Consider the following 4022-nt stretch of genomic DNA (forward strand, 5'->3'; position numbering starts at 1 on the left):
CCTCAGAGGACGACTCCCCCCGCATCCCGGACTCCGCATGGTGGCAGCACCGAACGCCCAGCGGAACGGTGTGTGGAGGATCAGCGTGTCGGAGCGGGCGACCAGCGCGCCCCAGGGGCCGAGGAAGTCCAGCCGGGCGTCGTACGCGCGCGTGCCGGGCCGTACCGCGCCGGTCACGTCCCCCGTAGAGCGCCCGGAGACCTGGCGCAGCGGCACGGTCAGCGTGAACACCGCACTGCCCTCCGGCGAGTTGGCGACATCGAGCGTGCCGTGATGCGGCCGGGTCGTCCTCGATGAGCAGTACGCGAGTCACGTACGAGAGGCTACGTCCGCTTTGTGAGGAAACGGTGACAGCTTGGTCAGCCCGCCGCCGCTATACGAACGTCACCGCGCGCGTGGCGGTGGCGTGCCGGGTCAGCTTGAGGCCGGGCAGGCTCACGGTCGCCATCGTCACGGACGCCTCGGCCTTCTCGTTCTTCGCCCACTGCCCGCGGAAGGTGCGCTTCCAGGGACGGACCGCGGCGCTCCCGTCGCACTTCACGGCGACGGTGCGGGTCTGGGCGGTGACGGTCGAGAGCACCTTGGGAACGGGCGCGCCGGAGACGCCGAGGCCGGTGAAGAGCTGCTTCATCGCCTGGGTCTCGGACGGGCTCGGCGTACGGTCGCGCCGCGTCCGGAGCGTGACCATCAGCTGTGCGTCGCCCCGCACGCCCCGGCACGTGTAGGTGCCGGAGGCGGTCGCGACCGAGGGGTCGTCGCCGAGCCGGACCGTGCCGTCCAGGGTCACCTCGGGCCGTTCGGCGGCGGTCGCCGCGATGGGGGCAAGGGCCGAGACGACGGCCACCGCCGCCGTGAGACCCGCTTTCACGATTCGCTGCATCAGAGGCCTTCCGGAGCCGTTCGAGCCGCAGGGGCCGGCCGGTGTCCCCGGCCGGCCCCTGTCGGAACTCAGGATCAGTTGTTGGCGATGCCGTTGCCCGAGAGGACCGGGATGTCGTTCAGGAGGTGCGACAGCGGCTCGTCGCCCTTCGCCTGCGTCGAGTTCTCGACACACTGCTGCATCTGCGGCGCGGAGAGGATCGGGATGTCCTGGATGCCGACGTTGACCAGGGCGACGATGTTCTGGATGTTGGCCTTGACCGGGAGGCCGACACAGAGCTTGTTCAGCGAGCCCTGGGCCAGGGACATCTGCGGGCTCATCCGGCCCTTGGTGGCGGAGTTGCCGAACGCCTGCTTGGCGCCGTTCCCGCTCTGGGATTCGGTGCTGGAGTCATTTCCGGTGGCCATGGCCTGCGGCACCGTGGCGGCGGTCATTCCGGCGGCGGTCAGGGTGATGGCGGCCGTTGCGAGCAGCTTCTTCATGGTGAGGGGTTCCCTTCGAGTGAGGCTCCACTCCGGAGCCGCATGGTCATCAACTCGGTGATAAGGCGCGGGTTTCGGCGATTGGGCCATTCGGTTGATAAGTGTGCTGAATGCCGGTCGCCGGAGATGATGACGGTGACGGGTTTCGCTCCAACGGCACCGTTTCGTGCCGCACTTCGCCAGGAACGAGGACGGGGACGCCCCCACTCTCACCGAGGAACTATGGCTGACCGCACAGGACCATGGCAGCGGCTAGGTGTCATTCCGGCAAGCAGGCAGTCTCCGGAGTGTCGCACTGACCCCATCTACGATTCCTTGCTCAGGAGCTGGCATGCGCAGGGAAGGACCGTTCCGGGCCATCCCGACCCCGAGTGGAGAAGGCTGGTCGAACGCGACCCGTGGCCCCGGGACTGAGGCAGCGGAATTATCCGGAGAACAACAGAAGCGGGCCGCCGAGGAGGAAGCCGGCGGCCCGCTTTTCCGTGTCCGGTGTCAGTTGTTGCCGCCACCGTTGGCCGAGAGGATCGGGATGTCCTGCAGGATGTGCGACAGCGGCTCGTCGCCCTTCGCCTGCGTGGAGTTCTCGGTGCACTGCTGGGTCTGCGGCGCGGAGAGGATCGGAATGTCCTGGATGCCGACGTTGACCAGGCCGACGATGTTCTGGAGGTTGAGCTTGGCCGGCAGGGCGATACAGGGCTTGTTGAACGAGCCCTGGATGAGCGCCATCTGCGGGCTCATGTTGCCGTGCGTGGCGGAGTTGCCGAACGACTGCACGGCGTGGTTGCCGCTCATGGTCTCGGTGCCGCCGTCGTTGCCGATGGCGACTGCCGTGGGCGCTGCGGCCGCTGACATGCCGACGACGGAAGCCGTGACCGCAGCTGCGGTCATAACCTTCTTGATCACAGATATTCCTCTCTGAGTTAGCCCCGTCCTCGGAGCACCCTGAGCAACTGCCCAAGGACAGGAGTAGTTGCTGAGGTTCACTCCGATGGCCCAAGGCGCGGCCTCTCGACGGGTGTGAATCGCCGATCTGCGAATAATCGGACCTTCATTTATGCGCGCCGATTCCCTGAGCGGTCCGTCGTCATGGGGCCGCTGAAAGATCCGATGGAGTGAATGCACGGAACTAAACGCGGAGTGGGGAGTTGAGCAGGCCGCAGTAACGTGAGCGTCTGCCCAGAAAAGGAACCGCAAATGCTTAAGAAGGCAATGGCAACGGCAGCAGCCGCGGTCGCCGTGTCCGTGGCCGGTATCGGCACCCCTGCGATGGCGATCGGTGACGACACCGGTACCCGGTCGCAGAGCGGTAATGGCGCCGAGCAGTCGTTCGGTAACTCCGCCACCAAGGGCGACATGAGCCCGCAGCTCTCCCTGGTCCAGGGCACGCTGAACAAGCCCTGCATCGGTCTGCCGGTCAAGGCCAACATTCAGAACATCGTGGCCCTGGTCAACGTCGGCATCCAGGACATCCCGATCCTGTCCGCGCCGCAGACCCAGCAGTGCACCGAGAACTCCACGCAGGCGAAGGGCGACGAGCCGCTGTCGCACATCCTGGAGGACATCCCGATCCTCTCGGCCAACGGCGCCGGCAACGGCTGACCCGTCTCGCCGTAGGACCCGCTCGGGCCGCCCGTCTTCACGGTGGGCGGCCCGGGCTTGTTTTATTCCGTCGCATTCGAGTGAATTTCCGAGGAACGTCAACGCCTCGGTTTCCTCTGCGCTTATCACTCGTTAAGCAGGGCTCTGGTCACGGTGCGGGAACAGGAACTGCCCGCCCGGCCCCGGCCGCCGCTCAGGCGTGACCCGAAAGAAGGGAAAAGCTGTGAAGCTCAAGAAGAGCGCAACGCTCGTCGCTGGCGCGGTCATGGTCCTGGGCATGGCCGCTCCGGCTGTCGCCGACGCCGGCGCGTCGGGTGCGGCCGTCAACTCCCCGGGCGTCCTCTCGGGCAACGTCGTCCAGGTGCCGATCCACGTGCCCATCAACCTGTGCGGCAACACCATCGACATCATCGCTCTGCTGAACCCGGCGTTCGGCAACACCTGCGTCAACGACTGACGCGACGACTCAGCTGCTCCAGCTGTGTCTTGGCCGGCCCCGGCAGCCCTCGGGCTCCGGGGCCGGCCCTCCCTCGCACAGAGAAAGACCAATAGATTGCGACAGGCCCTCAGCAAAGGAATGCTCTCCGCCGCGGCCGCCACGAGCATCCTGTCCCTGTCCGGCACCTCCGCGTTCGCCGACTCCGAGGCGAGCGGACAGGCCTCGGGCTCTCCCGGCGTGCTGTCGGGCAACAGTGTGCAGGCGCCGCTGGCAGTGCCGGTGAACATCTGCGGCAACTCCGTGAACGGCGTGGCCGCCGCCAACCCCGCCACCGGCAACAACTGTGCCAACGACTCCGGTTCCGGCGGTCGGGGGCATCAATACCGTCATGGCCCCGCGAGTTCATACGGCGCTCCCGAGCGTCGCGAGGCCGCCCGGCCCGCCTCCGGTGCCACCGCCCGCGGTGATGTCGCCAACTCACCCGGCGTGCTCTCCGGCAACAGCGTGAAGGCACCGGTCGAGGTCCCGGTGAACGTCTGCGGCAACTCCGTGGACGGCGTCGGCGCCGTCTCGCCCGCCATGGGCAACCGCTGCGGCGGCCCGCGCCCCGAACCATCCGCCG

General features: G+C 67.4%; 7 protein-coding genes. 3 read left to right on the forward strand and 4 right to left on the reverse strand.

Annotation, left to right across the window (positions count from 1 at the left end; translation table 11 throughout):
* From GKQ77_RS29000 to GKQ77_RS29015, 4 genes are all read right to left on the reverse strand, one after another.
* Positions 1-231 (reverse strand): hypothetical protein (locus GKQ77_RS29000; RefSeq protein ID WP_219692005.1); only part of this gene is annotated, 231 nt, incomplete at its 3' end.
* A 142-nt stretch (positions 232-373) separates the two neighbouring features.
* Positions 374-880, reverse strand: a complete 507-nt coding sequence (locus GKQ77_RS29005) for a hypothetical protein (protein ID WP_219692007.1) — start codon at positions 878-880, stop codon at positions 374-376.
* A 74-nt stretch (positions 881-954) separates the two neighbouring features.
* Positions 955-1362, reverse strand: a complete 408-nt coding sequence (locus GKQ77_RS29010) for a rodlin (protein ID WP_219692009.1) — start codon at positions 1360-1362, stop codon at positions 955-957.
* Between the two features lie 492 nt (positions 1363-1854).
* Positions 1855-2265, reverse strand: a complete 411-nt coding sequence (locus GKQ77_RS29015) for a rodlin (protein WP_219692013.1) — start codon at positions 2263-2265, stop codon at positions 1855-1857.
* A gap of 291 nt (positions 2266-2556) precedes the next feature.
* Between GKQ77_RS29015 and GKQ77_RS29020 the strand changes: the two genes are divergently transcribed.
* The 3 genes from GKQ77_RS29020 to GKQ77_RS34015 form a co-directional block, all read left to right on the forward strand.
* Positions 2557-2961 (forward strand): rodlin, encoded by a 405-nt coding sequence (locus GKQ77_RS29020; protein WP_219692015.1) that lies wholly within the window; start codon positions 2557-2559, stop codon positions 2959-2961.
* 265 nt (positions 2962-3226) lie between these two features.
* Positions 3227-3418: a chaplin gene (locus GKQ77_RS29025; RefSeq protein ID WP_219692019.1), complete on the forward strand. Its 192-nt coding sequence runs from the start codon at positions 3227-3229 to the stop codon at positions 3416-3418.
* 96 nt (positions 3419-3514) lie between these two features.
* Positions 3515-4022, forward strand: a 508-nt coding sequence (locus GKQ77_RS34015; RefSeq protein ID WP_219692016.1) for a chaplin, incomplete at its 3' end; no start/stop codon positions are given.

It is taken from the genome of Streptomyces anatolicus, from assembly GCF_019400875.1.
Taxonomy (GTDB): Bacteria; Actinomycetota; Actinomycetes; order Streptomycetales; family Streptomycetaceae; genus Streptomyces; species Streptomyces anatolicus.

Bases quoted from the DNA above. Each gene is read 5' to 3' on its own strand.
- GKQ77_RS29005 (WP_219692007.1), bottom strand. From the start codon at position 880: ATGCAGCGAATCGTGAAAGCGGGTCTCACGGCGGCGGTGGCCGTCGTC.
- GKQ77_RS29020 (WP_219692015.1), top strand. From the start codon at position 2,557: ATGCTTAAGAAGGCAATGGCAACGGCAGCAGCCGCGGTCGCCGTGTCC.
- GKQ77_RS29025 (WP_219692019.1), top strand. From the start codon at position 3,227: ATGGTCCTGGGCATGGCCGCTCCGGCTGTCGCCGACGCCGGCGCGTCG.
- GKQ77_RS29010 (WP_219692009.1), bottom strand. From the start codon at position 1,362: ATGAAGAAGCTGCTCGCAACGGCCGCCATCACCCTGACCGCCGCCGGA.